Consider the following 22,401-nt stretch of genomic DNA (forward strand, 5'->3'; position numbering starts at 1 on the left):
CGCGCGCAACGACTAGAGTGTAGTAGACCCCAAAGCCGAGGTCGCGCAGGTACCCGAGCCGGGCGCGATCCACTCGGTACCGAAGGAGCTACCGTGATCGAATTCTCCACGCCCGCCGTGGTCGCGCCCGACCCTACGGCGAACACCACCGACCTGCTCGTCGACCGCCTCGCGGCGACGCCCGATTCGGTGCTGTTCTCCCGGCCCACCGCCGACGGCGGCTGGAGCCCGGTGACGACGCGCGAGTTCTACGACCAGGTCATCGCACTCGCCAAGGGCTTCGTCGCCGCCGGCATCGAGCCCGGCGACAAGATCGGCCTCATGTGCAAGACGCGCTACGAGTGGACGCTCATCGACTTCGCCGTCTGGTTCGCCGGCGCGGTGCTGGTTCCCGTCTACGAGACGAGCTCTCCCGCGCAGGTCCGCTGGAACCTGAGCGACTCGGGCGCGATCGCCGTCATCCTCGAGACGCCCGACCACTTCGCCCGCTTCGACGAGGTGCATCCCGACCTGCCGCTCATCCGCAAGAGCTGGCAGATCGACCTCGGCGACCTCGACAAGATCGCCGCGGGCGGAACCGAGGTTCCCGACGATGAGATCGAGCGCCGCCGCAAGCTCGCGAACGGCGACGACATCGCGACCCTCATCTACACGTCGGGCTCGACCGGCAAGCCCAAGGGCTGCGTGCTCACCCACTCGAACTTCGTCGAACTCTCGCGCAACTCGGCCGTCGCACTCGATGAGGTCGTGCTCGACCCGAACGGCGCGTCGACGCTGCTGTTCATCACGCTCGCGCACGTGTTCGCGCGCTTCATCGCGGTGCTGTGCGTGCACGCGGGCGTGCGCGTCGGCCACCAGCCCGACACGCGACAGCTCCTCCCCTCGCTCGGCAGCTTCAAGCCGACCTTCCTCCTCGCAGTGCCACGCGTGTTCGAGAAGGTCTACAACGTCTCCGAGCAGAAGGCCGAGGCCGGCGGCAAGGGCAAGATCTTCCGCACGGCCGCCGACGTCGCGGTCGCCTACTCGACGGCGAAGGAACAGGGCTCGGTGCCGCTCGGCCTGAAGCTCAAGTTCAAGCTGTTCGACGCGCTCGTGTTCTCCAAGCTGCGCGCGGCGATGGGCGGCAACGTCAAGTACGCCGTGTCGGGCTCCGCGCCGCTCGGCCCCCGACTCGGCCACTTCTACCACGCGCTCGGCATCACGATCCTCGAGGGCTACGGCCTCACCGAGACCACGGCGCCCGCGACCGTCAACCTCCCCACGAAGTCGAAGATCGGCACCGTCGGGCCGGCGCTGCCCGGCATCTCGGTGCGCCTCGCCGACGACGGCGAGATCCAGGTCAAGGGCGTGGACGTCTTCAAGGAGTACTGGAAGAACCCCGAGGCGACCGCGGAGGCGTTCGAGGACGGCTGGTTCAAGACGGGTGACATCGGCGCGTTCGACACCGAGGGATTCCTCACCATCACGGGCCGCAAGAAGGAGATCATCGTCACCGCAGGCGGCAAGAACGTGGCCCCGGCCGGCCTCGAGGATCCGATCCGTGCGAACCCGCTCGTGGGCCAGGTCGTCGTCGTCGGCGACAAGAAGCCGTTCATCGCCGCCCTCGTCACGCTCGACCCCGAGATGCTGCCCGTCTGGCTCAACAACAACGGCGAGGACGCCGGCATGTCGCTCGAGGAGGCCTCGACGAACCCGGCCGTGCTCGCCGAGGTGCAGCGCGCGATCGACGCCGCGAACGAGAACGTCTCGCGCGCCGAGTCGATCCGCAAGTTCACGATCCTCACCACCGAGCTGACCGAGGAGAGCGGGCACCTGACGCCGAAGCTCAGCATCAAGCGCAACATCATCCTCGAGGACTTCGCCCCGCACATCGAGGCGATGTACTCGGGCGCACCCGCGACCGAGGGCCACTCGATCGTCAGCTGACGCGACCTACGACGAAGCGCCCCGCGGAACCTCCGCGGGGCGCTTCGTCGTGTTCGGGCCGACCGGCACGAGGCCCCACGACGGATGCCTCGGCGCGACGTCGATCGTCAGAACCAGTCGGACTCGCGGATCTCCTTCATCGCCGCGCGACGCTCGTCGTTCTCGAGCCGGTCGAGGTAGAGCAGTCCGTCGAGGTGATCGGTCTCGTGCTGCAGCGCCTGCGCCATGAGACCGGTGCCCTCGAGCACGAGCTCGTTGCCGTCGAGGTCGATGCCGCGCACCTTCGCGTAGGGGTGGCGAGGCGTCTTGTGCCAGAGTCCGGGCACCGAGAGGCATCCCTCGTCGATGAGCTCCTTCTCACCCGACACCTCGACGATCTCGGGATTCAGGATGTACCCGACCTCGCCGTCGACGTTGTAGCTGAAGGCGCGCAGGTTCACGCCGATCTGGGATGCCGCGACGCCGGCCCGCCCGGGCAGCTTCACGCTGTCGACGAGGTCGGCGACGAGCGCGCGCACGCGATCGTCGACCTGTTCGACGGGGGCTGAGACGGTCTTGAGGACGGGGTCGCCGAACAGGCGGATGGGACGCTCTGGCAATGTTCTCCGATCAGTGCCCGCGGTCGGCGGGCAGGCCTTCCACCACGAGGGCGGCGAGTTCGCGCGCCGCATCGCGGGTGACGGGGCGCAACTGGTGCCAGTTCACGACCGAGCCGGCCGCGAGCTGGGGGTCGTACGGAATGCGCACGATCTCGCGCACACGCGACTGGAAATGAGCCTCGATCTCGTCGACCTTGACGAGGTGGGTGCCCTGCGTGGCGAGGTTGATCGCGACGACCGCGTTGCGGACGAGTTCGCCGTAGCCGTTCGCCTCGAGCCAGGTGAGCGTCTCGGAGGCGAGCCGCGCCTCGTCGACGCTGCCGCCGGAGACGATGACGATCGAGTCGGCGCGCTGCAGCGTCGCCCGCATCACCGAGTGCACGATGCCCGTGCCGCAGTCGGTCAGGACGATCGAGTAGTACCGGGCTGCGAGCCCGGCGACCACGTTGTAGTCGTTGTCGTCGAACGCCTCGGAGAGGGTCGGATCGGTGTCCGATGCGAGGATGTCGAGACGGGTCTCGTCGCGCGAGACGAATCTCGAGAAGTCGGTGTACCCACCGATCGACGAGGCCTTCGCGACCACGTCGCGCACCGTCTCGCGGGTCTGGCGGTCGACCCGCTCGGCGAGCGTGCCGCGGTCGGGGTTCGCGTCGATCGCGATGACGCGGTCGTCACGGGCGTCGGCGAGGGCCATGCCGAGGAGCGCGGTGATGGTCGTCTTGCCGACACCGCCCTTGCGGGTGAGCACGGGCACGAACCGCGCGCCGCCCTCGAAGCGCTTCTGGATGCGCTGGTTCATCGCCTTGTGCGCGCGGACCTTGGCGGAGTCGCCGAGATTCACGAGGTGCAGGGATGCCTCGTACAGGAACCGATTGAGTCCGCCTTCGGGCGCGGGCCGGGTGGTGCGGTTCACGTCGATCAGGCGATCGGGTGTCAGCGAGTCGGGCGTCTCGGGAACCTCGGTCGGCGCGCCCGGCTCGGGACTCTCGGCCATCGCGACGTCGCCGCTCGCGGGCGCGATGTGGTCGAGCTCGGTGTCTCGCGCGCGCTTCGTCGCATCGGCGGCGAGCAGCGCGCTGTACGGCGACGCCTCGCGGTGCACGGCGCCTCGCCCGGCCGGGAGGCCGGTCGCGAGGATCGGGACGGACCGGGTGCCGGTGTCGGCCGACGCGATGGCGCCCGGATTCACCGACACGTCGTCGATCGCCACCGCGACCTCGTCTTCGGGCACCTCGTGCACCGGCGCCGGCGGCAGGTCGACCCTCAGGTCGAGATCGGGGCGCGCGGCGTGCGCACCGGTCGACCCCGACACCGGGATGCGGTCGACGGGGCCGGTGCGTACACCGACGCCACGTCGGCCAACCGGACCCGGATCATGCGTCTCGTCAGCCACCGATACCCCTCCTCATCAGTGCCAATCCACGCCAAGCCTAGCGTGCGCGCACGACGACGAGCAGATCACCCGCCTCCACCTGCTGGGTCTTGGGCACGGCGACGCGCTCCACGACGCCCGCGATCGGCGAGGTGATGGCCGCCTCCATCTTCATGGCCTCGATCGACGCGACGCTCTGACCCGCGGCGATCTCGGCGCCCGGCTCCACCTGAAGCGTCACCACGCCGGAGAACGGCGCGGCGATCTGGCCCGGCTGCGAGGCATCCGCCTTCTCGGCCGTTCGCGTCTCGACGGTGATGCTGCGGTCGCGGACGAACACGGGGCGGAGCTGGCCGTTGAGGATCGTCATGACGGTGCGCATGCCCTTGTCGTCGGCCTCGCCGATCGCTTCGAGCCCCGCGTAGAGCCGGACGCCCTTCGCGATCTCGACCACGTGCTCGGAGCCGGCACGCAGGCCGTACAGGTAGTCGGCGGTGTCGACGACCGAGAGGTCGCCGAAGAGCTCGCGGATCTGCTCGAACTGGCGGGTCGGCGCCGGGAAGAGCAGGGCGTTCAGGGTCGCGCGACGCGTGGTGCTGTCGGCTTCGAGCGCGGCGCGCTGGTCGGCCGTGAGCTCGGTCACGCCGATGCGGATGTCGCGCCCGGCGAGCACCTTCGTGCGGAACGGCTCGGGCCAGCCGCCGGGCAGGTCGCCGAGTTCGCCCGCCATGAAGCCGATGACCGAGTCGGGCACGTCGTACTTGTCGGGATTCACGGCGAAGTCGGCGGGGTCGGCCTTGACCGCGGCGAGGTGCAGCGCGAGATCGCCGACCACCTTCGACGAGGGAGTGACCTTCGGCACCCGGCCGAGGATCTTGTCGGCGGCCGCGTACATGTCCTCGATGAGCTCGAAGTCATCGGCGAGGCCGAGGGCGATCGCCTGCTGGCGGAGGTTCGACAGCTGGCCGCCCGGGATCTCGTGGTGGTAGACGCGGCCGGTGGGGCCGGGCAGGCCCGACTCGAACGGCTTGTACAGGCGGCGGACCGCCTCCCAGTACGGCTCGAGGTCGCTCACGGCGTCGAGCGAGATGCCCGTGTCGCGCTCGGTGTGCGCGAGTGCCGCGACGAGCGACGAGGCGGAGGGCTGGCTCGTGGTGCCCGCCATCGGCGCGCTGGCCACGTCGACCGCGTCGACGCCGGCAGCGCTTGCGGCGAGGAGCGTCGCGAGCTGGCCGCCGGCGGTGTCGTGCGTGTGCAGGTGCACGGGGACGTCGAAGCGCTCGCGCAGGGCGCTGACGAGCTTCGCCGCGGCCGACGGACGGAGCAGTCCCGCCATGTCCTTGATCGCGAGCACGTGCGCACCCGCGCCGACGATGTCGTCGGCGAGCCGGAGGTAGTAGTCGAGCGTGTAGAGGTCTTCGCTCGGGTCGAGCAGGTCACCCGTGTAGCAGAGCGCGACCTCGGCGAGGCTGTGACCCGTCTCGAGGACGGCGTCGATCGCCGGCCGCATCTGCGAGACGTCGTTCAGCGCATCGAAGATGCGGAAGATGTCGACACCGGTCGCGGCGGCCTCGCGCACGAACGCGTCGGTGACCTCGGTCGGGTACGGGGTGTAGCCGACCGTGTTGCGACCGCGGAGCAGCATCTGGATGTTGATGTTCGGCAGCGCCTCCCGCAGGGCGGCGAGGCGCTCCCACGGGTCCTCGCCGAGGAAGCGGAGGGCGACGTCGTAGGTCGCGCCGCCCCAGGCCTCGACCGACAGCAGCTCGGGGGTGAGCCGGGCGACGTACGGCGCGACCGCGACGAGGTCCTTTGTGCGAACCCGCGTCGCGAGCAGCGACTGGTGGGCGTCGCGGAAGGTGGTCTCGGTGACCGCGAGCGGCGTCTGCGCGCGGAGCGCGGCCGCGAAGCCCGCCGGCCCCAGCTCGAGCAGCCGCTGGCGCGAGCCGTCGGGTGCGGGCTGCGAGAGGTCGATCTCGGGGAGCTTCTCGACCGGGCTCACGCTGATCGGCGCGGGGCCGTTCGGCTGGTTGACCGTGACGTCGGCGAGCCAGTTGAGGATCTTCGTGCCGCGGTCCTTCGAGACGCGCCCGCGCAGCAGCTGGGGGCGCTCGTCGATGAACGACGTGCTGAGGTCGCCGGCCACGAACGCCGGGTCTTCGAGCACCGCCTGGAGGAACGGGATGTTCGTGGAGACGCCGCGGATGCGGAACTCGGCCAGTGCACGCTTCGCACGCGCGACGGCGGCGGTGTAGTCGCGGCCTCGGCAGGTGAGCTTGGCGAGCATCGAGTCGAAGTGCGGGCTGATCTGTGCGCCCGGGTTGATGGTGCCGCCGTCGAGGCGGATGCCGGCGCCGCCGGGCGAGCGGTAGGTGGTGATCTTCCCCGTGTCGGGGCGGAAGCCGGCCGTCGGGTCTTCCGTGGTGATGCGGCACTGGAGCGCGGCGCCGCGGAGCCTGATCGCTCCCTGCTCGAGGCCCAGCTCGGCGAGGGTCTCCCCCGCCGCGATGCGCATCTGCGAGACGACGAGGTCGACATCGGTGACCTCCTCGGTCACGGTGTGCTCGACCTGGATGCGCGGGTTCATCTCGATGAAGACGTGCTGCCCGGCCCGCTCGCCCGCGGTGTCGAGCAGGAACTCGACGGTGCCGGCGTTGACATAGCCGATCGACCTCGCGAACGCGATCGCGTCGCGGTAGAGCGACTGGCGGACGTCGTCGGAGAGATTCGGCGCGGGGGCGATCTCGATGACCTTCTGGTGGCGGCGCTGCACCGAGCAGTCGCGCTCGAAGAGGTGCACCGTCTCGCCCGTCGAGTCTGCGAGCACCTGCACCTCGATGTGACGGGGACGAAGCACGGCCTGCTCGAGGAACATGGTGGGGTCGCCGAAGGCGCTGTCGGCCTCGCGCATCGCCTCTTCGAGCGCGGCGCGCAGGTCGTCTTTCGAGTCGACCCGGCGCATACCGCGACCGCCACCGCCCGCGACGGCCTTCGCGAAGATGGGGAAGCCGATCTCGTCGGCCTGGCCGACGAGCGTCTCGATGTCGCGCGAGGGCGGCGTCGACTTCAACACCGGGACGCCGGCGGCGATCGCGTGCTCCTTCGCCGTGACCTTGTTGCCGGCCATCTCGAGCACGTGCTTCGGCGGGCCGATGAAGGCGATGCCGGCCTCGGCCGCGGCCTGGGCGAGCTCGGGGTTCTCGGACAGGAAGCCGTAGCCCGGGTAGATCGCGTCGGCGCCCGACTCCCTCGCGACGCGGATGATCTCCGACACGTCGAGGTAGGCGCGAACCGGGTGCCCGGGTTCGCCGATCTGGTACGCCTCGTCGGCCTTCAGCCGGTGCAGCGAGTTGCGGTCTTCGAACGGATACACCGCGACCGTCTTCGCACCGAGTTCGACGGCGGCGCGGAACGCACGGATGGCGATCTCACCGCGATTGGCAACCAGGATCTTCGTGAACATGCAAGCCTTTCCGAACGGAATCCGCACAGCGAACGTTTAGGTATCGCCCGAGCACTAAAGGTAACGTATCTGTTCGTGCACGTTCTCTCCGTCAGCTCCCTGAAAGGCGGCGTCGGCAAGACCACTGTCACGCTCGGACTGGCGTCGGCGGCCTTCGCTCGCGGCGTCCGTACCCTCGTCGTCGACCTCGATCCCCAGTCCGATGTTTCGACCGGCATGGACATCCAAGTCGCCGGTCACCTGAACGTCGCCGACGTGCTCGCGTCTCCGAAGGAGAAGATCGTCCGCTCGGCGATCGCGCCGAGCGGCTGGGCGCGTCAGAACCCCCAATCGACCATCGACGTCATGATCGGCAGCCCGTCTGCGATCAACTTCGACGGGCCGCACCCGTCGATCCGCGACATCTGGAAGCTCGAGGAGGCGCTCGCCAACGTCGAGGCCGACTACGAGCTCGTGCTCATCGACTGCGCCCCCTCGCTCAACGCCCTCACCCGCACCGCCTGGGCCGCGAGCGACCGCGTCGCCGTCGTCACCGAGCCCGGCCTCTTCTCGGTCGCGGCCGCCGACCGTGCGCTGCGCGCCATCGAGGAGATCCGCCGCGGTCTCTCCCCCCGGCTGCAGCCGCTCGGCATCATCGTCAACCGCGCTCGCGTGCAGTCGCTCGAGCACCAGTTCCGCATCAAGGAGCTGCGGGACATGTTCGGCCCGCTCGTGCTGAGCCCGCAGCTGCCCGAGCGCACCTCGCTGCAGCAGGCGCAGGGCGCCGCGAAGCCGCTGCACATGTGGCCGGGCGAAAGCGCGGAGGAGATGTCGGCGAACTTCGACCAGCTGCTCGACCGAGTGCTGCGCACGGCCCGGATCGCCGACGACGCCGACGATCAGCTCGCCGTCGAGTCGCACGCGATCTGACCGCTCGACGACTTGCCGCGGCACCCGCCGAGCGGGCCCCGAGTATGACGCCGTGTGACATCGCCCGGCCGGGCGATGGCCTCAGGAGATCTTGCGCGACTTCGCGCCGCGAGCTCGTCCATCGGATCGGACGGCTGCGTGTCGAGCTCGACGAGCGTCGACTCGACCTCGCGGAGCACCTTGCCGACGGCGATGCCGAAGACGCCCTGTCCGCGGTTCACGAGATCGATGACCTCGTCGTCGGAGGTGCAGAGGTAGACGCTCGCGCCGTCGCTCATGAGCGTCGTCTGCGCGAGGTCTTCGACGCCGGCCTCGCGCAACTGCGTGACCGCGGTTCGGATCTGCTGCAGCGAGATGCCCGTGTCGAGCAGGCGCTTCACGAGCTTCAGGACGAGGATGTCGCGGAAGCCGTAGAGCCGCTGCGAGCCGGAACCCGCCGCCCCTCGCACGGTCGGCTCGACGAGCTGCGTGCGCGCCCAGTAGTCGAGCTGGCGGTAGCTGATTCCGGCGGCCCGGGCGGCGATCGCACCGCGATAACCGGTGCCGTCCTCGTACTCGGGCATCCCGTCGGTGAACAGCAGGCCGAGGTCGTAACGCGAGCGCACGGTCTCACTCATCGATTCGCCCCTCACTTCTGCTCCGCCACCTCGGCGACGCGAGTTCCACGCTACCGAGGCGAGGGGTCCGCGCCAAACATATCGGGCCGATCGTCACGGCGTGTCGCGCGATCATCTGGACAGGCGTTCGAGCGACGCCCGCAGGATGCTCGAATGAACCGTCTCGAGCGCGGTCGCGAGTTCGCGCCCCCGCTCGCCGGCGCGGGCCTTGCCCGCGGCGTCGGCCCGGCGGGACGGCGCGATCGCACGCTCGATGAGCGCCGCCTCGCGCTCGGCCGCGGCACGCACGCCGCGCAGGTGACGGGGCTCGATTCCGACCTCGCGCAGCGCGACGAGGGCGCGCAGCACACCGAGCGAATCCTCGGCATAGTGCTCTGCCGCCGGAAGCACCGACGCCGAGACCGCGTCGTCGAGGAGCGCCGCACTCGCACCGGCCGCGGTGATCAGCTCGGCCCGGTTCATGCGCTTCGCGGCGAGGAATCCGGAAGCGCTCGCGGCACCGGGGAGTGCCGGCGTCTCACCGGCGTCGATCGCCTCGAGGTGCGCGCGGATGACCTTGAGCGGGAGATAGTGGTCGCGCTGCATGGACAGCACGACGGTGATGCGCTCGACGTCGGCGGACGAGAACTTGCGGTACCCGGCCGCCGTTCGCGCCGGTGACACGAGGCGCTGCTCTTCGAGGAACCGCAGCTTCGACGGCGTCAGCTCGGGGAACTCGGGCTGGAGACGCGCGAGCACCTGGCCGATGCCGAGCAGTGGCGCCTGGTCGCTCGCGTGCCTCGACGCCGCGGTGCCGGCCACTACTCGCTCGCGACCGGAGCCAGGTCGCGCCGGGAGGCGTAGAAGGTGAGGCGGAACTTGCCGATCTGCACCTCGGCGCCGTCGGACAGCAGCGCCGTCTCGATGCGCACGCCGTCGAAGTAGGTGCCGTTCAGCGAACTCAGGTCCTTGACTTCGAACGCGGTGCGATGCCGCACGAACTCGGCGTGCTTGCGCGACACCGTGACGTCGTCGAGGAAGATGTCGGCGTCGGGATGACGCCCCACGACCGTGACATCGGTGTCGAGCAGGAACCTCGCACCCGTGTTCGGGCCGCGCCGCACGACGAGCAGCGCCGAGCCCGACGGCAGCGCCGCAATGGCCTCGTGCTCCTCAGCCGAGATGTCGGCGTCGACCGCGCCGAGCTGGGCCGCCGCTTCACGGCTGAACCCCATCGTCGAGTCGACGGCGTTGTCGGCCACCGGCTGCGACGAGGTGTGCGCATGCTCGAACTCGGCCTCGCCCGCCCCGTCGGCCTGTGTGTTGTCGGTATCCGCCACGGCTAACCTCCCTCTTCCAGCGTATCGGATCGCGAGTCGCCTGCCACCCGTGGAATACGGATGACCCGTGCGGTCTCGATCGCGTAGATGACACCCGCCCACCAGTAGAGGAACGCGCCCCACAGGGTGATCGCCCAGCCGACGGGTTCGCTGACCGGGGCGACGGCGGGGAATGCCGCCCCGAGCATGATCACCGGCAGGCCGAAGAACAGGGCGAACGTCGCGACCTTGCCGAGCTGGTGCACCGGCAGCGGTCCGAAGCCGTGGTTCGCGAGCACCACCCCGAGCACCAGCAGGAAGACGTCACGGGCCACGATCACCACGACGATCCACCAGGGCACGAGCTGCTGGGCTGCGAGCCCGATGAGCGCGGCGAAGATGTAGAGGCGGTCGGCGGCCGGATCGAGCAGCTGTCCGAGCCGGGTCACCTGGTCGAGGCGCCGGGCGAGATACCCGTCGGCCAGATCGGTGAGGCTCGCGACGACGAGCACCACGAGCGCGAGGACGTTGTCGCCGATGACCAGGCACACCAGGAAGACGGGCACGAGGGCCAGCCTGAGCATGCTCAGGATGTTCGGGATCGTCCAGATCTCCGAACCGACGGCTCCCCCGCGCTCCCCAGCCACGCACCGATCCTATCGGGCGCCGGATGTCCCGCTTCAGAGCCGCGCGGCGAGGTCGGGCCACGCTTCGGCGAATCGAGGGTGGAGCGGCCGGCTCGCGACCGCGTCGATGGGCACCCACCGGAGCTCGATGCTCTCGGGGTCGCTCACGACCGGTTCGAAGCGCACGAGCGCGTCGGCGACGACGGTCGTGTACGACCAGAATCCGAGGTCGAGGATGCTCGTGAAGCGCACCGAGAGCGCCTCGGGCGGTACGCCGGCCTCCTCGCCGGCCTCGCGGATCGCGGCGTCGACGGCCGCCTCGTCGGCGTGCAGCGCGCCGCCGGGGATGCCCCAGGTTCCGCCGAAGTGGCTCCACTCCGCCCGGTGCTGGAGCAGCACCTCGCCCGCGGGACTCACGGCGAGCAGTCCGGCCGCGCCGTATCGCCCCCAGTAGCGGACGCCACCCGGCCCCTCGACCCACGCGTCTCCGCTCGAACCCGTCACCCCTCCAGCATGACGCATGCCGGCGGGTCTGCGAGGCGCGGCGGCCGTAGGCTGGAGCGATGGACGACCAGCGACCGGTGCGCATCGACGCATGGTTGTGGGCGGTGCGCCAGTACAAGACCCGCTCGGCGGCGACGGCCGCATGCCGTGCCGGGCATGTGCGCGTCAACGGCGAGCGGGTGAAGGCCGCCCAGGCCGTACGCCCCGGCGACGAGGTGCGGGTGCGCATCGCGGGATTCGACCGGCAGCTGATCGTGCGCCGCACGATCGCGAAGCGCGTCTCCGCACCGCTCGCCGCCGAGGCGGCCGAGGACCGCACCCCGCCGCCTCCCCCGCGGGCGGAGCTCCCGGCGACGATCGTGCGCGACCGCGGCGCGGGCCGACCGACCAAACGCGAGCGGCGCGACCTCGATCGACTGCGCGGGCGATGACCGGCCGCCGACGCCGCGGAGCGCGAACGGCCGGTGCCGCTGCCGCACGAGCGCGGGTCCGGGCGTAGCCTGTCGCTCGTGCACAAGGAACTCACCCACGAACCCGACGCGCGTCGCTATGTCCTGCGGGTCGACGGCACGATCGCGAGCGTGCTCGACTACCGGGTGCTCGGCGACGCCGTGGCCTTCACGCGGACGTTCACGAATCCGGCGTACCGCGGCTCGGGCCTGGCCTCCGAGGTCGTCGCGTTCGCGGTCGACGACGTCGAGGCGGGCTCGAACCGGCACATCGTGCCCAGCTGCTGGTACGTCTCGGAGTGGTTCGACCGGCATCCCGACCGGCGCGGCCTGCTCGATCCGCGGCTCGGCTGATGGTCGCGGGCTACAGCGCCGCACAGGTCCGCGCCGCAGAGGCGCCGCACCTCGCACGAGGCGAGCCGCTCATGCTCCGCGCGGCCGCGGCGCTCGCCGGGGTCCTGCGCGCTCGACTCGCCGGCCGGGCCGAGCGCTCGCCGCTCGTGCTCGTGCTCGCGGGATCGGGCGACAACGGCGGCGATGCCGTCTACGCGGCCGCCGAGCTCGCCGCAGAGGGAGTCGCGGTCGAGATCGTCCCCACCGGGTCGCGCATGCACGACGCGGCACGATCCGCAGCCGTCACGGCGGGCGCCCGGGTGCTCGACGGCGCCGACGCGTCGATCGTCGCCGCACGTGCCGGCGAGGCATCCCTGATCGTCGACGGGGTACTGGGGACCGGGACGAGCGCCGACCCCGCGCTGCGCGGGCGGGCCCGCGAGCTCGTCGCCGCCATCCTGCCCGTGCTCGCCCGGGTGCCCGGCCCCGAGGTCGTCGCCGTCGACCTGCCGAGCGGCATCGACCCCGACGACGGCAGCGTGCCCGACCCGACCGTGCTGCCGGCGACCGTCACGGTCACGTTCGGCGCGGCGAAGGCGGGGCTGCTCATCGAGCCCGGCGCCGACCTCGCCGGCGAGCTGCACGTCGTCGACCTCGGGCTCGGTCCCGAACTCGCGGCCTTCACCCCGCTCGTCGAGCGCGGCTGAGCCGGGTCACGGCACGCGCGACTGCGGACTCAGTACCAGTTGACGGCCTGCGAGTGCGACCAGGCGCTGCACGGCGAGCCGTACGACCGCGAGATGTAGTCGAGGCCCCAGGCGATCTGCGTCGCCGCGTTCGTCTGCCAGTCGGCGCCCATCGTGGCCATCTTGCTGCCCGGCAGCGCCTGCGGGATGCCGGTGGCACCGCTCGAGCCGTTCATGGCCGTGTACGACCAGCCCGACTCCTTCTGCCACAACTGGTCGAGGCACTGGAACTCGCCGTCGCCCCAGCCATACGTGCTCGACGCCATCGAGCGGGCCGTCGCGCGGGCGCCGTCCGGCGTGTTTGCACGGGCGAGCGCCTCGGCGGCGGCCTTCGCCTTCTCGGCCTGCACGCGGTCGTACTCGGCTGCGGCCGCGGTCGCCTTCGCGACCTCGTCACGCGTTTCGGCGGTGAGGTCGGCGAGCTCGTCCACCGGCAGCAGTTCGTAGTCGCCGAGCGAGGCGACCGAGGCGGCGAGCTCCGACGTGTCGGTCTTGCCGTCGACGGCGGCGAGCGTCGCGCTCGCCGTCGAGAGGGTGTCCTCGGCGGTCGCGCGGGTGCGGGCGGCGGCGATGGCGCTGTAGGCGCCGAGCTGGTCGCGGTGCACGCCGGTCGCCTCGGTCAGGGCGGTCGTCGCATCGATCCGCTCCTGGGCGCTCACGGCGGCCTGCACGGTGAAGCCGGTGCCGACGACGAGCGCGACGCCGAACACCGCGCCGACGGCCATGAGGCGACGGCGGGAGCCGCGGTGACGACGGGCGGCACGGCGCGGGCGGTCGAGGGTGGGGTCTGCGGATTCGGTTTCGGGGCTGGGGGAAGTCTGGTTGCGCATAAGTATCTGAGCTGCTCGGATTCGGCTTTCGTTCGTGGGGGCGGCCCCGAGCACGGGCACAAGTCAGACACCCTGCCTGCCGATTCTGGACGGATCCTCAGTTCTCCCTGTGCGCTTCATGGGTGCACCCGCGAAACGCGCGATACTCGGAGGATGCTCCCAGCCGACGACGCCGAATTCCCCACCCCCGCCGCGGAGGATCGCTGCCCCTGCCTCAGCGGACTCCCGTTCGGCGAGTGCTGCGGACGTCTCATCGACGGCGAGGCTCATGCGCCGACCGCCGAACAGCTCATGCGCTCGCGCTACACGGCCTTCGTGATCGGCGCCGCGGCCTACCTGCTCGAGACCTGGCATCCCACGACTCGACCGGCCGCGCTCGAGCTCGACCCGTCGATCCGGTGGCTCCGACTCGAGATCGAGCGCGCCGAGCACGGCGGCCCGTTCGACCGGGAAGGACTCGTCGAGTTCACCGCCCACTACCGCCACCACGGTGAGCGCGGCAGCCAGCACGAGACGAGCCGTTTCGCCCGCCTCGACGGCCGCTGGACCTACCTCGACTCGGTCGTCTGAGCGTCGGCCGCAGCCGGGTGGCAGCCGACGGCGCGGCGGCGGGCGGCGCTCCGCTGCGGGCGAACGCGGCCGGGAATCAAAGCGAATCCAGAGCTTCGCCACCTAGCGTGGTGCTCGTGACTCCGCTCGACGGCACTCGTCCCACGAGGCATCCAGACGCCCCCGCCATGCTCACGCCCCGTGCCCAGCGCACGCTCGAGACCATCGACGGCCAGACCCTCGACGAGATGCGGGCGCTCCGCGACGAGACCGAGCGGTTCATGCTGCGCTACAAGTTCGGCATGGACGAGGTCATCACGAAGCTCTCGATCCTGCGCGAGGAGTTCAACCAGACGCACGACTACAACCCCATCGAGCACATCTCGAGCCGGTTGAAGAGCCTCGACAGCGTCATCGAGAAGATGGCGCGCAAGGGCATCGAGCCGAACTTCGACACGATCCGCGAGACGATCACCGACATCGCGGGCGTCCGCGTCACCTGCAGCTTCGTGTCCGACGCGTACCGCATCTTCGAGCTGCTCACCGCGCAGCGCGACATCCGGGTGATCAAGGTGAAGGACTACATCAAGGAGCCGAAGCCGAACGGCTATCAGAGCCTGCACGTCATCGTCGAGGTGCCCGTGTTCCTCTCGACGGGACCGCACCCCGTCGCGGTCGAGGTGCAGATCCGCACGATCGCGATGGACTTCTGGGCGAGCCTCGAGCACAAGATCTACTACAAGTACGACCGCCAGGTCCCGCAGGAGCTGCTCGACGGGCTGACCGACGCGGCCCACACCGCTTCCGAGCTCGACGCTCGCATGGAGCGCCTGCACCGCGAGGTGCACGGGGTGCCGCGGTTGCCGCACGTGCCCCGCGACATCGCGGTCTGATCCGCGGAGCCGCGCCGCTCAGGACTCGAACGCCACCCGGAGCTCGTCGCTCACGCGCAACGAGCGGTCGCCCGGCACCCGCGCGACCCAGCCCGCCGAGAGCAGGACCTCGAGCACGTGCGCCCCGAGCGCGCCGGCGAGGTGCGGTCGTCGCTCGGTCCAGTCGAGGCAGCCCCGCACCGGCGGCCGACGGCCGGGGGCGGGCGCCGCCTCGAGCCGCAGCCGGCGCGCGACGGGGCCGTCGGTCGCGAGGACCATGCCCGATCCCCCGGCCTCGAGCGGCGTGATCGCCTCCTCGGCGACGAGCGCGTCCGCGATGCCGAGGGCGATCCGGCCGGCCAGGTGGTCGTAGCACGTCCGGGCCTCGGCGAGCCGTCGTGCGGTCGCGGACTGGCCGTACGAGGTGACCGGTCGCCGCGGCGCCAGCCGCTGCAACGACTCGATGGCGTCGGCGACATCGGCCCCAGCGAGCTCGAAGTAGCGATGCCGACCGAGCGCGCGCGCCCGCACGAGGCCGCCCTCGACGAGCCGGGCGAGATGCGCGCTCGCCGTGGGCGCCGACACGCGTGCGATCGCCGCGAGCTCGCCTGCGGGCAGCGCGCGCCCGTCGAGCAGGGCGACGAGCATGGCGGCCCGGGCCGGTTCGCCCATCAACCGGGCCGGGCTCGCGAGGTCGGCGTCGCCATCCATGTCCCCACGATACGACGAGGATGCTTCGCCCGACGACGAACGATCGCCGTCGTAGCGTCGGAGCATGCCAGTCATCCATGACCGATCCGACGTCGCCCGCATCCTCGACGACCCCGCCTGGCTCGTGCCGGAGCCGGGGCCGGGCGACTCCGCCTTCGCCCGGCTGCGCGTCGAGGCGTCCCGTTTCGCGAACGGCCGCACGCACGACGAACGACGCGCCCTGATCGACGCCCGCCTGGCGGCGATCGATCCCGAGCGACTCGCCCGAGCCGCCGCGGCGTCCGCCCGTGCCGCGCGCGCGGCCGGCGTCGACCGCGCCGAGGTCGCCCGTCGCGCCCCGGTCGAGACGCTCGCCGCCGCGCTCGGGCACACCGACCCAGCTTCGCTGCCCGACGCGGCGGCGATCGTCGCGGCGCCCTACGCGACCGGGGTCGTCGACGATGCGGCCGCCGTGGACGCCGCGGCCGAGCGACTGCTCGGCGCAGCAGCGCCGGGACGACATCGGGTGCTCGACGCGCAGTTGCTCGTGCAGGCGCACGCGGCGACCGGCGGGCTCATCGCCGCGGCACTGCGCCGCGCCGATGCGGTGCCGGCCGTTCCGACCGAGCACGTCGTCGCAGCGGTGCTCCGCGACGAGCCGCCCGTCCCCGCCACCCGCCGCCTCGCGCCGCCGGGCCATGGCTCGGCCGAGCATCTCGTCGAGCTCCGGCTCGGCGGCCCCGATCGCGAGGCCACCGCGGGTGCACCGCCGCGAACGCTGGCCTTCGGCGCCGGTCCGCGGCGCTGCCCCGCGCGGGATCACGCCGTGGCCGTGGCCGCGGCGGTCGTCGACGTTCTCCGGGAGCAGGAGTGCTGAGCCCCGCACGATTCCGCGAGCTGCACCGCCCGGGTGATCCGTTGCTGCTGCCGAACGCGTGGGACCTCGCGTCGGCCCTCACGCTCGCCGCGCACGGCGCCGAGGTGGTCGGGACGACGAGCCTCGGCGTGGCGGTCGCCGCCGGCGAGCCCGATGGCGCGGGGGCGACCCTTGCACCCACGATCGAACTCGCGCACCGCATCACGGCCGCCGGCATCGCCGTCACCGTCGACCTCGAAGCGGGGTTCTCCGACGATCCCGTCGCCGTCGGCGACGTCGTCGCGGAACTCGCCCGGGCGGGCGTCGTGGGCGTCAACCTCGAGGACTCGACGGCCCAGGGACTGACCGAGCCCGTGGCGTTCGCACGCAAACTGGCCGCCGTCGCCGCTGCGGCGCCCGAGCTGTACTTGAACGCGCGGACCGACGCGTTCTGGGTCGGCGCGCTCGACGGCATCGGAGCGCGGACGTCGGCATCGCTCGAACGGGCCCGTCGCTACCTCGACGCGGGAGCGACCGGCGTCTTCGTGCCGGGAACCCTCGACGACGGCACGATCGCGACGCTCGCATCCGGGATCACCGCGCCCCTCAACGTGCTCGCACAACCCGGGCGCGCGATCGGCGACCTCGCCGCCCTCGGGGTCGCCCGCATCAGCACCGGATCACTGCTGTTCCGAGCATCGCTCGCCGCGATCACGGCAGTGCTCGACGACGTCCGCCTCGGCGCTCCACCCGGAACGACCGCGCGGTCGATCCCCGACTACTCGGCCGCGGTCGCGCTCGGCGTACGCCGGCCGTCACCCGGATGACTCGTCGTCGACCTTCTTCGCCCGGCTCGGCTGCACGCGAGTCGGCTCGCCCGGCATCTTGGGGAAGTCGGGCGGGAAGGGCAGCTCGCCGAGCCCGTCGTCGAGGTCGCGCCGCCACCATTCGAGCAGCGTGTCGATGCGACCCGGCCCATCGTGCATGCCCGCCCAGGGATCGCCCCGCTCCGCGAGACGCCGCGGCACCGTGCGGATCGTGTGCTCGGCGGGGTCCGTGCGCTCGAGCTCGGTCCACTCGAGGGGGCACGACACCGGGGCATGCGGCAGCGGGCGCGGGCTGTACGCGCCCGCCATCGTGCGGTCGCGGTTGGCCTGGTTGTAGTCGATGAAGATGCGGTCGCCGCGCTCCTCCTTCCACCAGTTCGTCGTGACCCGTTCGGGCAGGCGCCGTTCGAGCTCTCGGCCGAGTGCGATCACCGCGTGCCGCACGTCGAGGAACTCGTGCTCGGGTTCGATGGGTGCGAAGACGTGGATGCCTCGGCTGCCCGAGCTCTTCACGAACGCCGTCAGTCCGACCTCGCCGAGCAGGTCTCGGAGCGCCACGGCGACCGGCACCGCTTCGGCGAAGCCGGTGCCGGGTTGCGGATCGAGATCGATGCGCAACTGGTCGGGGAAGTCGCTGCGCTCAGCGCGAGACGCCCACGGGTGGAAGACGACGGTGTTCATCTGTGCCGCCCAGACGGCGGCGGCGGGCTCGTCGAGCACGAGCTGCGGGTGCTTGCGGCCGCTCGGGTAGGTGACCGTCACGGCGCGCACCCAGTCGGGGGCGCCCTTCGGCGGGTTCTTCGAGAAGAACTGCTCGCCGTCGACACCGCCCGGGAACCGCTGGAGCGAGACCGGACGGTCGCCGTTCGCCGCGATGAACGCGTCGCCGACCGCCACAAGGTATTCGGCGAGCTCGCGTTTCGTGATGCCGGCCTCGGGCCAGATCAGCCGCGTGGGACTGGAGACCCGCACGGAGCGTTCGCCGTGGGGCCCGGGAACAGTGAGCTCGATCGCATCGCCGGCCATGGCTGCGACGCTACCGGTTCGCACCGACGGAGCGCAGCCCCGGTGCGGGCATCAGGCGGGAATCGACTCGTACCTGCGTGCAGCGCGCGCCCTCGCCTTCGCCGCCTCGACGTCGCGATTCTTCGGCGGGGCGTTGGTGACGAGCTCGTCGAGCAGGTGCCTCGTGATGTGCGCGATCTCGGCCACGGCGCGGTCGAACGCCTCGGCATTCGCCTTCGACGGCTTCGTCGACCCGCTGACCTTCCGCACGAATTGCAGCGCGGCGGCATGCACCTCGTCGTCGGTGGCGACCGGCTCGAAGTTGTGGAGGGGATGGATGTTCCTGCACATGCGGTGCAGCCTACGCCTCAACGCCGAGGAACGCTCGGGTTCACCTCGTACGCGACCGGCTGCAGCAGAAAGAGACGTACGACTCGGCCCGATTCGCGCTCGTACGCCCGGTAGCCCGGCCACTGCGCCTCGATGCGCGCCCATGCCGCGTCGCGCCCCTCGTCGTCGATGCGGCTCGCGCGCACCGGCATCCGTCGCCCCCGCACGGTGATCGACGCCTCCGGGTGCGCGACGAGGTTGTAGGTCCACGCCGGGTGGCGATCGCGCGCGAAGCTCGTGCCCGCCACGATCGCCCGGCCATGGCCGTCGGGCGTGTACATGAGCGCCGTGTCGCGCGGTTCGCCCGATCGGGCGCCCGTGGTGTGCAGGACGAGCGACGGCACGAGGAGTGCGCTCAACTGCACTCGCCCGCCGCTCACCCAGCCGATCAGGCGCTCGATCGGCGGGAGGACCCGCGGGGCCGCCCAGCGGAACAACCGGGTGCGCGTGAGCGGAGAGACGACGGAGCGGACGAGGTGGACGACGGTGGGCATGCGCCCCATTCTGCATGGCCCGCGATCGGCTCGTCGAGGACGGGGTACGGCTCCTGCGGCGTCGAGACGGTCCGGATGGCAGAGCCCGCTGGGCGGCAGAGGTCAACCCCCTTGCTGCGGGCAGCTCACGACCTAGCGTGGAAGAGACGAGAGATCGGAGCAGTCATGACCGACCCGATGCGCCCCCGCGAACCCGCCGAGGGCGAGTACACCGACTCCGAACTGCCGGAGGACGCCACACGCGCGGCTCCGCTGCGGGACCACGACGCGGAGGCCGTGAGCGCCGAGCACGACACCGAGGCGATCGAGATCGACGCCGATGAGCACGAGGGCGATGTCGAGATCGACGAGGAGAGCGACGACGTCGAGATCGTCGCACCCGACGCCATCGTCCCGCCCGGGCGCGAGTTCCCGATCTGAGCCGCGACCGAGCCGGCTCGCCCGCCCGAAGCAGCTTCAGCTCCGCGGGCGGGACTCGACGACCTTGTGGTCGGCGACGATGTAGGCGCCCGCGATCAGGATGACCTGGCTCGAGAGATTCAGCCAGATCAGCAGGGCGATGAGGGCGGTGAACGACGCGAGCAGGGGGTTCACCATCGCTCCCCCCACGAAGAGCCCAGAGAGCACTTGGAGCCCGGTCAGGCCCAGTCCGCCCAGGAGCGCACCACGCCAGAGCGAGCCGGCTCGGACCCGGATGCCGGAGAGCAATCGGAAGAGGGCGGCGATCGCCGCGGTGTCGATCGCGAAGGCCAGCAGCACCGAGACGGTGCGCGTGAGTCCGTCGAACCATCCCGACCGCGTCGAGACCCCCAGCCAGTCGAACACCGTGCCCAGGGCTGCGGTGCTGGCCACCATGATGACCGCCGCGACGACGAACGCGGCACCGAATCCGATCGCGAACACGAAGTCGCGGAACATCAGCCAGCCGAAGAACCGCGGATCGTCGGGCTGCTCGGCGAGATCACGGAAGGCGACGCGCAGCGAGCCGATCGCCCCGATCGCCGCGCCGACGAGTCCGACGAGCGCCAGCACTCCCGCGACGCTCAGCGTCACGGGCTGGACGAGCTGCTCGGGCGTGATCACGCCGTCCTCGCCGACGAGCCCGGGGATCACGGCGTCGATCGCCCTCATCAAGGCGTCGATCGCCTCGGGCCTTCCGGCCAGCCACACCCCGGCGACGGCGAAGCCGAGGAAGGCGCCCGCGAACACGGAGAACAGCGCACGATACGTCACGCTGTCGGCGAGCATCGGGCCGTGGCGGGAGAAGTAGTGGACGATCGCCTGCACGAGTGTGAACCGGAGCGCCCACTCCCACACGCGTTGACCCCGGCGGACCAGCGCCTGCCAGAACGAATCCCCCTGCCGTGCCTCCACCGTGTCAGGCTATCGAGTGCGGCGGAACACGAACCACCCCCTTGTTGTTGAGGCATTCGGGCGGGTATGACGCCTCGCCCATCGAGAGACCAGGAGAGACACACCATGAGCACACGAACCGAGACCGCGATCCTCGCCGGCGGCTGCTTCTGGGGCGTGCAGGATCTCATCCGCAAGCGTCCCGGGGTGCTCGCGACCCGGGTCGGCTACACGGGCGGCGACGTGCCGAACGCGACGTATCGCAATCACGGCAGCCACGCCGAGGCGATCGAGATCGTCTTCGATCCCGAGCAGCTGGCTTACCGCGACCTGCTCGAGTTCTTCTTCCAGATCCACGATCCGTCGACGAAGAACCGCCAGGGCAATGACATCGGTACGAGCTACCGCTCGGCGATCTTCCCGACGACGCCCGAGCAGGAGCGCGTCGCTCGCGACACGATCGCCGACGTGGACGCCTCGGGGCTGTGGCCTGGACCCGCGACCACCGAGGTCTCCCCCGCCGGGCCGTTCTGGGAGGCTGAGCCCGAGCACCAGGACTACCTCGAGCGCTACCCGAACGGCTACACGTGCCACTTCGTGCGCCCGGGCTGGAAGCTGCCGAAGCGCGACGCCGAGGCACCCCGCGCCGGATCGATCGCGTAGCAGCGGGTCGCGCGCGGCCGAATGACGGAAGGACCGTGGCGGACGAACGTCCGCCACGGTCCTTCCGCGTTCGAGTGGGGGTCGGCTCAGTACCAGCCGGCCGACTCCGACTGATCCCAGGCGCCGCACGGGGTGCCGTACCGGTCGGCGATGTAGCCGAGGCCCCAGGCGATCTGGGTCGCGGGGTTCGTCTCCCAGTCGGCACCGGCCGAGCCCATCTTCGAGCCGGGCAGCGCCTGCGGGATGCCGTAGGCCCCCGAGGGGTTCGAGGCGTAGACGTTCCAGCCCGACTCGCGGTCCCAGAGGGCCACGAGGCATCCGAACTGGTCGTCGCCCCAGCCGCGGGCCGCGAGCATGTCGCGCGCGATCGCCTGGGCGCCGCTCGGGTTCGCCGGGCCGGAGGGCCGCGAACCGCCCGACGACTCCGCCTCGGCCGCGGCGGCCTCTTCCGCGGCGGCCTTCTCGGCAGCGGCACGGGCAGCGGCCTCGGCTGCGGCCTTCTTCTCGGCCGCGATCTTGTCGGCTTTCGCGATGGCCTGCTTGACCTCGGCCGCGTGGGCCGCGGTCGCGTCGGCGAGTTCGAACACGCGCTCGGGCGCGAGCAGGCGGTAGTCGTCGAGTGCCGCGACCGACGAGGCGAGCTCGGCGGCGTCGGCCTTGCCCTTCGCGGCGGAGATGGTGTCCTTCGCCCCGCTCAGGGTGTCCGTCGCCGTCTTGACGGCGCGCGCCTCGAGGATGTTCGAGTGCGAGCCGAGCTGCTCGACCTTGAGGTCGGTGGCCGCGCTGAGCTCGGCCGTCGCGGCGACGCGCTCGTTCTGGGCGGCGACGGCCGACTGCAGCATGAATCCCGAACCGACGAGGGCGCCGACGGCGACGACGGCGCCGGCGGCGATGACCGGACCACGGCGCCAGCCGGGGCGGGCACGCCGCGCTCGGCGGCTCAGACCGGGTTCGTTCTCGGGGGAATTGTCAGGGGTGTTCAGGGAGGAAGGCTGGTTCTGCATGACTTTCACGTGGGCGGCCTGCTCGC

At 71.2% G+C, this 22,401-nt stretch carries 25 protein-coding genes and 1 pseudogene; 11 read left to right on the plus strand and 15 right to left on the minus strand.

The window, feature by feature from the left end:
• The first annotated feature begins 93 nt into the window (after nucleotides 1-93).
• Nucleotides 94-1,926, plus strand: a complete 1,833-nt coding sequence (locus PX701_RS07275; RefSeq protein ID WP_231431216.1) for an AMP-dependent synthetase/ligase — start codon at nucleotides 94-96, stop codon at nucleotides 1,924-1,926.
• Nucleotides 1,927-2,033: 107 nt separating this feature from the next.
• Here PX701_RS07275 and def read toward each other — a convergent pair whose 3' ends face one another.
• From def to PX701_RS07290, 3 genes are read right to left on the minus strand one after another with little or no spacing between them, the layout of a single operon-like run.
• On the minus strand, nucleotides 2,034-2,525 hold the full coding sequence (gene def / locus PX701_RS07280; protein WP_231431217.1) for a peptide deformylase: 492 nt from the start codon (nucleotides 2,523-2,525) through the stop codon (nucleotides 2,034-2,036).
• A gap of 10 nt (nucleotides 2,526-2,535) precedes the next feature.
• On the minus strand, nucleotides 2,536-3,918 hold the full coding sequence (locus PX701_RS07285; protein ID WP_374201124.1) for a MinD/ParA family ATP-binding protein: 1,383 nt from the start codon (nucleotides 3,916-3,918) through the stop codon (nucleotides 2,536-2,538).
• Nucleotides 3,919-3,955: 37 nt separating this feature from the next.
• A complete protein-coding gene (locus PX701_RS07290) occupies nucleotides 3,956-7,360 on the minus strand; it encodes a pyruvate carboxylase (protein ID WP_231431218.1) in 3,405 nt (1,134 codons plus the stop codon).
• Between the two features lie 75 nt (nucleotides 7,361-7,435).
• Here PX701_RS07290 and PX701_RS07295 point away from each other — a divergent pair, with 75 nt between their 5' ends.
• Nucleotides 7,436-8,269, plus strand: a complete 834-nt coding sequence (locus tag PX701_RS07295) for a ParA family protein (RefSeq protein WP_231431219.1) — start codon at nucleotides 7,436-7,438, stop codon at nucleotides 8,267-8,269.
• 86 nt (nucleotides 8,270-8,355) lie between these two features.
• On the opposite strand, the pseudogene PX701_RS07300 reads toward PX701_RS07295, so the two are convergent.
• From PX701_RS07300 to PX701_RS07320, 5 genes and pseudogenes are all read right to left on the minus strand, one after another.
• Nucleotides 8,356-8,886 (minus strand): annotated as a pseudogene (locus PX701_RS07300) (MerR family transcriptional regulator); the annotation flags it as partial.
• A gap of 111 nt (nucleotides 8,887-8,997) precedes the next feature.
• On the minus strand, nucleotides 8,998-9,687 hold the full coding sequence (gene ftsR, locus PX701_RS07305) for a transcriptional regulator FtsR (protein ID WP_275505893.1): 690 nt from the start codon (nucleotides 9,685-9,687) through the stop codon (nucleotides 8,998-9,000).
• Nucleotides 9,687-10,100, minus strand: a complete 414-nt coding sequence (locus tag PX701_RS07310) for an FHA domain-containing protein (RefSeq protein WP_231432343.1) — start codon at nucleotides 10,098-10,100, stop codon at nucleotides 9,687-9,689. The genes ftsR and PX701_RS07310 overlap by 1 nt, the downstream gene beginning before the upstream one ends.
• Nucleotides 10,101-10,207: 107 nt before the next feature.
• A complete protein-coding gene (locus PX701_RS07315; protein WP_275505894.1) occupies nucleotides 10,208-10,831 on the minus strand; it encodes a CDP-alcohol phosphatidyltransferase family protein in 624 nt (207 codons plus the stop codon).
• Nucleotides 10,832-10,864: 33 nt separating this feature from the next.
• Nucleotides 10,865-11,314, minus strand: coding sequence for an NUDIX domain-containing protein (locus tag PX701_RS07320; protein WP_231431221.1), 450 nt, complete (start codon nucleotides 11,312-11,314; stop codon nucleotides 10,865-10,867).
• 59 nt (nucleotides 11,315-11,373) lie between these two features.
• On the opposite strand from PX701_RS07320, the gene PX701_RS07325 reads away from it, so the two are divergent.
• The 3 genes from PX701_RS07325 to PX701_RS07335 all read left to right on the plus strand — a co-directional run bounded on the left by PX701_RS07325 (nucleotide 11,374) and on the right by PX701_RS07335 (nucleotide 12,803).
• Nucleotides 11,374-11,745, plus strand: coding sequence for an RNA-binding S4 domain-containing protein (locus tag PX701_RS07325; protein ID WP_275505895.1), 372 nt, complete (start codon nucleotides 11,374-11,376; stop codon nucleotides 11,743-11,745).
• A 78-nt stretch (nucleotides 11,746-11,823) separates the two neighbouring features.
• A complete protein-coding gene (locus tag PX701_RS07330; RefSeq protein WP_231431223.1) occupies nucleotides 11,824-12,117 on the plus strand; it encodes a GNAT family N-acetyltransferase in 294 nt (97 codons plus the stop codon).
• Complete coding sequence (locus PX701_RS07335; RefSeq protein WP_231431224.1) at nucleotides 12,117-12,803, plus strand: NAD(P)H-hydrate epimerase; 687 nt, start codon at nucleotides 12,117-12,119, stop codon at nucleotides 12,801-12,803. Before PX701_RS07330 ends, PX701_RS07335 begins: the two co-directional genes overlap by 1 nt.
• 29 nt (nucleotides 12,804-12,832) lie before the next feature.
• Here the strand turns inward: PX701_RS07335 and PX701_RS07340 are convergent, their stop codons facing one another.
• Nucleotides 12,833-13,567 carry an aggregation-promoting factor C-terminal-like domain-containing protein gene (locus tag PX701_RS07340; protein ID WP_231431225.1) on the minus strand — a complete coding sequence of 245 codons (735 nt, stop codon included), beginning with the start codon at nucleotides 13,565-13,567 and terminating at the stop codon, nucleotides 12,833-12,835.
• Nucleotides 13,568-13,825: 258 nt separating this feature from the next.
• On the opposite strand from PX701_RS07340, the gene PX701_RS07345 reads away from it, so the two are divergent.
• A complete protein-coding gene (locus tag PX701_RS07345) occupies nucleotides 13,826-14,242 on the plus strand; it encodes a YchJ family protein (protein ID WP_275505896.1) in 417 nt (138 codons plus the stop codon).
• A 227-nt stretch (nucleotides 14,243-14,469) separates the two neighbouring features.
• Nucleotides 14,470-15,114 carry a GTP pyrophosphokinase gene (locus tag PX701_RS07350; RefSeq protein ID WP_376930426.1) on the plus strand — a complete coding sequence of 215 codons (645 nt, stop codon included), beginning with the start codon at nucleotides 14,470-14,472 and terminating at the stop codon, nucleotides 15,112-15,114.
• An 18-nt stretch (nucleotides 15,115-15,132) separates the two neighbouring features.
• On the opposite strand, the gene PX701_RS07355 is transcribed toward PX701_RS07350, so the two are convergent.
• Nucleotides 15,133-15,804 carry an ArsR/SmtB family transcription factor gene (locus PX701_RS07355; protein WP_275505897.1) on the minus strand — a complete coding sequence of 224 codons (672 nt, stop codon included), beginning with the start codon at nucleotides 15,802-15,804 and terminating at the stop codon, nucleotides 15,133-15,135.
• A gap of 64 nt (nucleotides 15,805-15,868) precedes the next feature.
• On the opposite strand from PX701_RS07355, the gene PX701_RS07360 reads away from it, so the two are divergent.
• A complete protein-coding gene (locus tag PX701_RS07360) occupies nucleotides 15,869-16,660 on the plus strand; it encodes a hypothetical protein (RefSeq protein ID WP_275505898.1) in 792 nt (263 codons plus the stop codon).
• The gene (locus PX701_RS07365; RefSeq protein WP_275505899.1) at nucleotides 16,654-17,466 is read left to right on the plus strand and encodes an isocitrate lyase/PEP mutase family protein; all 813 of its coding nucleotides are present in this window, start codon (nucleotides 16,654-16,656) and stop codon (nucleotides 17,464-17,466) included. Before PX701_RS07360 ends, PX701_RS07365 begins: the two co-directional genes overlap by 7 nt.
• Here the strand turns inward: PX701_RS07365 and ligD are convergent.
• The 3 genes from ligD to PX701_RS07380 are packed head-to-tail and all read right to left on the minus strand — an operon-like array spanning nucleotide 17,455 to nucleotide 19,355.
• The gene (gene ligD / locus PX701_RS07370) at nucleotides 17,455-18,492 is read right to left on the minus strand and encodes a non-homologous end-joining DNA ligase (RefSeq protein ID WP_275505900.1); all 1,038 of its coding nucleotides are present in this window, start codon (nucleotides 18,490-18,492) and stop codon (nucleotides 17,455-17,457) included. The two genes, PX701_RS07365 and ligD, sit on opposite strands and share 12 nt — an antisense overlap.
• A gap of 51 nt (nucleotides 18,493-18,543) precedes the next feature.
• On the minus strand, nucleotides 18,544-18,822 hold the full coding sequence (locus PX701_RS07375) for a DUF2277 domain-containing protein (protein ID WP_231431231.1): 279 nt from the start codon (nucleotides 18,820-18,822) through the stop codon (nucleotides 18,544-18,546).
• A gap of 17 nt (nucleotides 18,823-18,839) precedes the next feature.
• Entirely contained in the window at nucleotides 18,840-19,355 is a 516-nt protein-coding gene (locus tag PX701_RS07380) for a nitroreductase family deazaflavin-dependent oxidoreductase (protein ID WP_275505901.1), read from the minus strand.
• Nucleotides 19,356-19,520: 165 nt separating this feature from the next.
• Between PX701_RS07380 and PX701_RS07385 the strand changes: the two genes are divergently transcribed.
• Nucleotides 19,521-19,775 (plus strand): hypothetical protein, encoded by a 255-nt coding sequence (locus PX701_RS07385; protein ID WP_231431233.1) that lies wholly within the window; start codon nucleotides 19,521-19,523, stop codon nucleotides 19,773-19,775.
• A 36-nt stretch (nucleotides 19,776-19,811) separates the two neighbouring features.
• Here the strand turns inward: PX701_RS07385 and PX701_RS07390 are convergent, their stop codons facing one another.
• Nucleotides 19,812-20,729, minus strand: coding sequence for a YihY/virulence factor BrkB family protein (locus PX701_RS07390; RefSeq protein ID WP_275505902.1), 918 nt, complete (start codon nucleotides 20,727-20,729; stop codon nucleotides 19,812-19,814).
• A gap of 66 nt (nucleotides 20,730-20,795) precedes the next feature.
• Here PX701_RS07390 and msrA point away from each other — a divergent pair, with 66 nt between their 5' ends.
• Nucleotides 20,796-21,371 (plus strand): peptide-methionine (S)-S-oxide reductase MsrA, encoded by a 576-nt coding sequence (gene msrA, locus PX701_RS07395; protein WP_374201125.1) that lies wholly within the window; start codon nucleotides 20,796-20,798, stop codon nucleotides 21,369-21,371.
• Nucleotides 21,372-21,457: 86 nt separating this feature from the next.
• Here the strand turns inward: msrA and PX701_RS07400 are convergent, their stop codons facing one another.
• On the minus strand, nucleotides 21,458-22,375 hold the full coding sequence (locus PX701_RS07400) for an aggregation-promoting factor C-terminal-like domain-containing protein (protein WP_231431236.1): 918 nt from the start codon (nucleotides 22,373-22,375) through the stop codon (nucleotides 21,458-21,460).
• Nucleotides 22,376-22,401: the final 26 nt, after the last annotated feature.

Origin of the sequence: Agromyces chromiiresistens (genome assembly GCF_029167465.1) — a bacterium.
GTDB classification, from domain to species: Bacteria; Actinomycetota; Actinomycetes; order Actinomycetales; family Microbacteriaceae; genus Agromyces; species Agromyces chromiiresistens.

Excerpts from the sequence above, each read along its gene's own strand:
- PX701_RS07360 (WP_275505898.1), top strand. The coding sequence starts at position 15,869 with ATGCCAGTCATCCATGACCGATCCGACGTCGCCCGCATCCTCGACGAC.
- PX701_RS07400 (WP_231431236.1), bottom strand. The coding sequence starts at position 22,375 with ATGCAGAACCAGCCTTCCTCCCTGAACACCCCTGACAATTCCCCCGAG.
- ligD (WP_275505900.1), bottom strand. The coding sequence starts at position 18,492 with ATGGCCGGCGATGCGATCGAGCTCACTGTTCCCGGGCCCCACGGCGAA.
- PX701_RS07385 (WP_231431233.1), top strand. The coding sequence starts at position 19,521 with ATGACCGACCCGATGCGCCCCCGCGAACCCGCCGAGGGCGAGTACACC.
- PX701_RS07325 (WP_275505895.1), top strand. The coding sequence starts at position 11,374 with ATGGACGACCAGCGACCGGTGCGCATCGACGCATGGTTGTGGGCGGTG.
- msrA (WP_374201125.1), top strand. The coding sequence starts at position 20,796 with ATGACGCCTCGCCCATCGAGAGACCAGGAGAGACACACCATGAGCACA.
- PX701_RS07310 (WP_231432343.1), bottom strand. The coding sequence starts at position 10,100 with ATGGGGTTCAGCCGTGAAGCGGCGGCCCAGCTCGGCGCGGTCGACGCC.
- PX701_RS07340 (WP_231431225.1), bottom strand. The coding sequence starts at position 13,567 with ATGGCCGTCGGCGCGGTGTTCGGCGTCGCGCTCGTCGTCGGCACCGGC.
- PX701_RS07335 (WP_231431224.1), top strand. The coding sequence starts at position 12,117 with ATGGTCGCGGGCTACAGCGCCGCACAGGTCCGCGCCGCAGAGGCGCCG.
- PX701_RS07375 (WP_231431231.1), bottom strand. The coding sequence starts at position 18,822 with ATGTGCAGGAACATCCATCCCCTCCACAACTTCGAGCCGGTCGCCACC.
- PX701_RS07290 (WP_231431218.1), bottom strand. The coding sequence starts at position 7,360 with ATGTTCACGAAGATCCTGGTTGCCAATCGCGGTGAGATCGCCATCCGT.
- PX701_RS07350 (WP_376930426.1), top strand. The coding sequence starts at position 14,470 with ATGCGGGCGCTCCGCGACGAGACCGAGCGGTTCATGCTGCGCTACAAG.
- PX701_RS07345 (WP_275505896.1), top strand. The coding sequence starts at position 13,826 with ATGCTCCCAGCCGACGACGCCGAATTCCCCACCCCCGCCGCGGAGGAT.
- PX701_RS07380 (WP_275505901.1), bottom strand. The coding sequence starts at position 19,355 with ATGCCCACCGTCGTCCACCTCGTCCGCTCCGTCGTCTCTCCGCTCACG.
- PX701_RS07355 (WP_275505897.1), bottom strand. The coding sequence starts at position 15,804 with ATGGATGGCGACGCCGACCTCGCGAGCCCGGCCCGGTTGATGGGCGAA.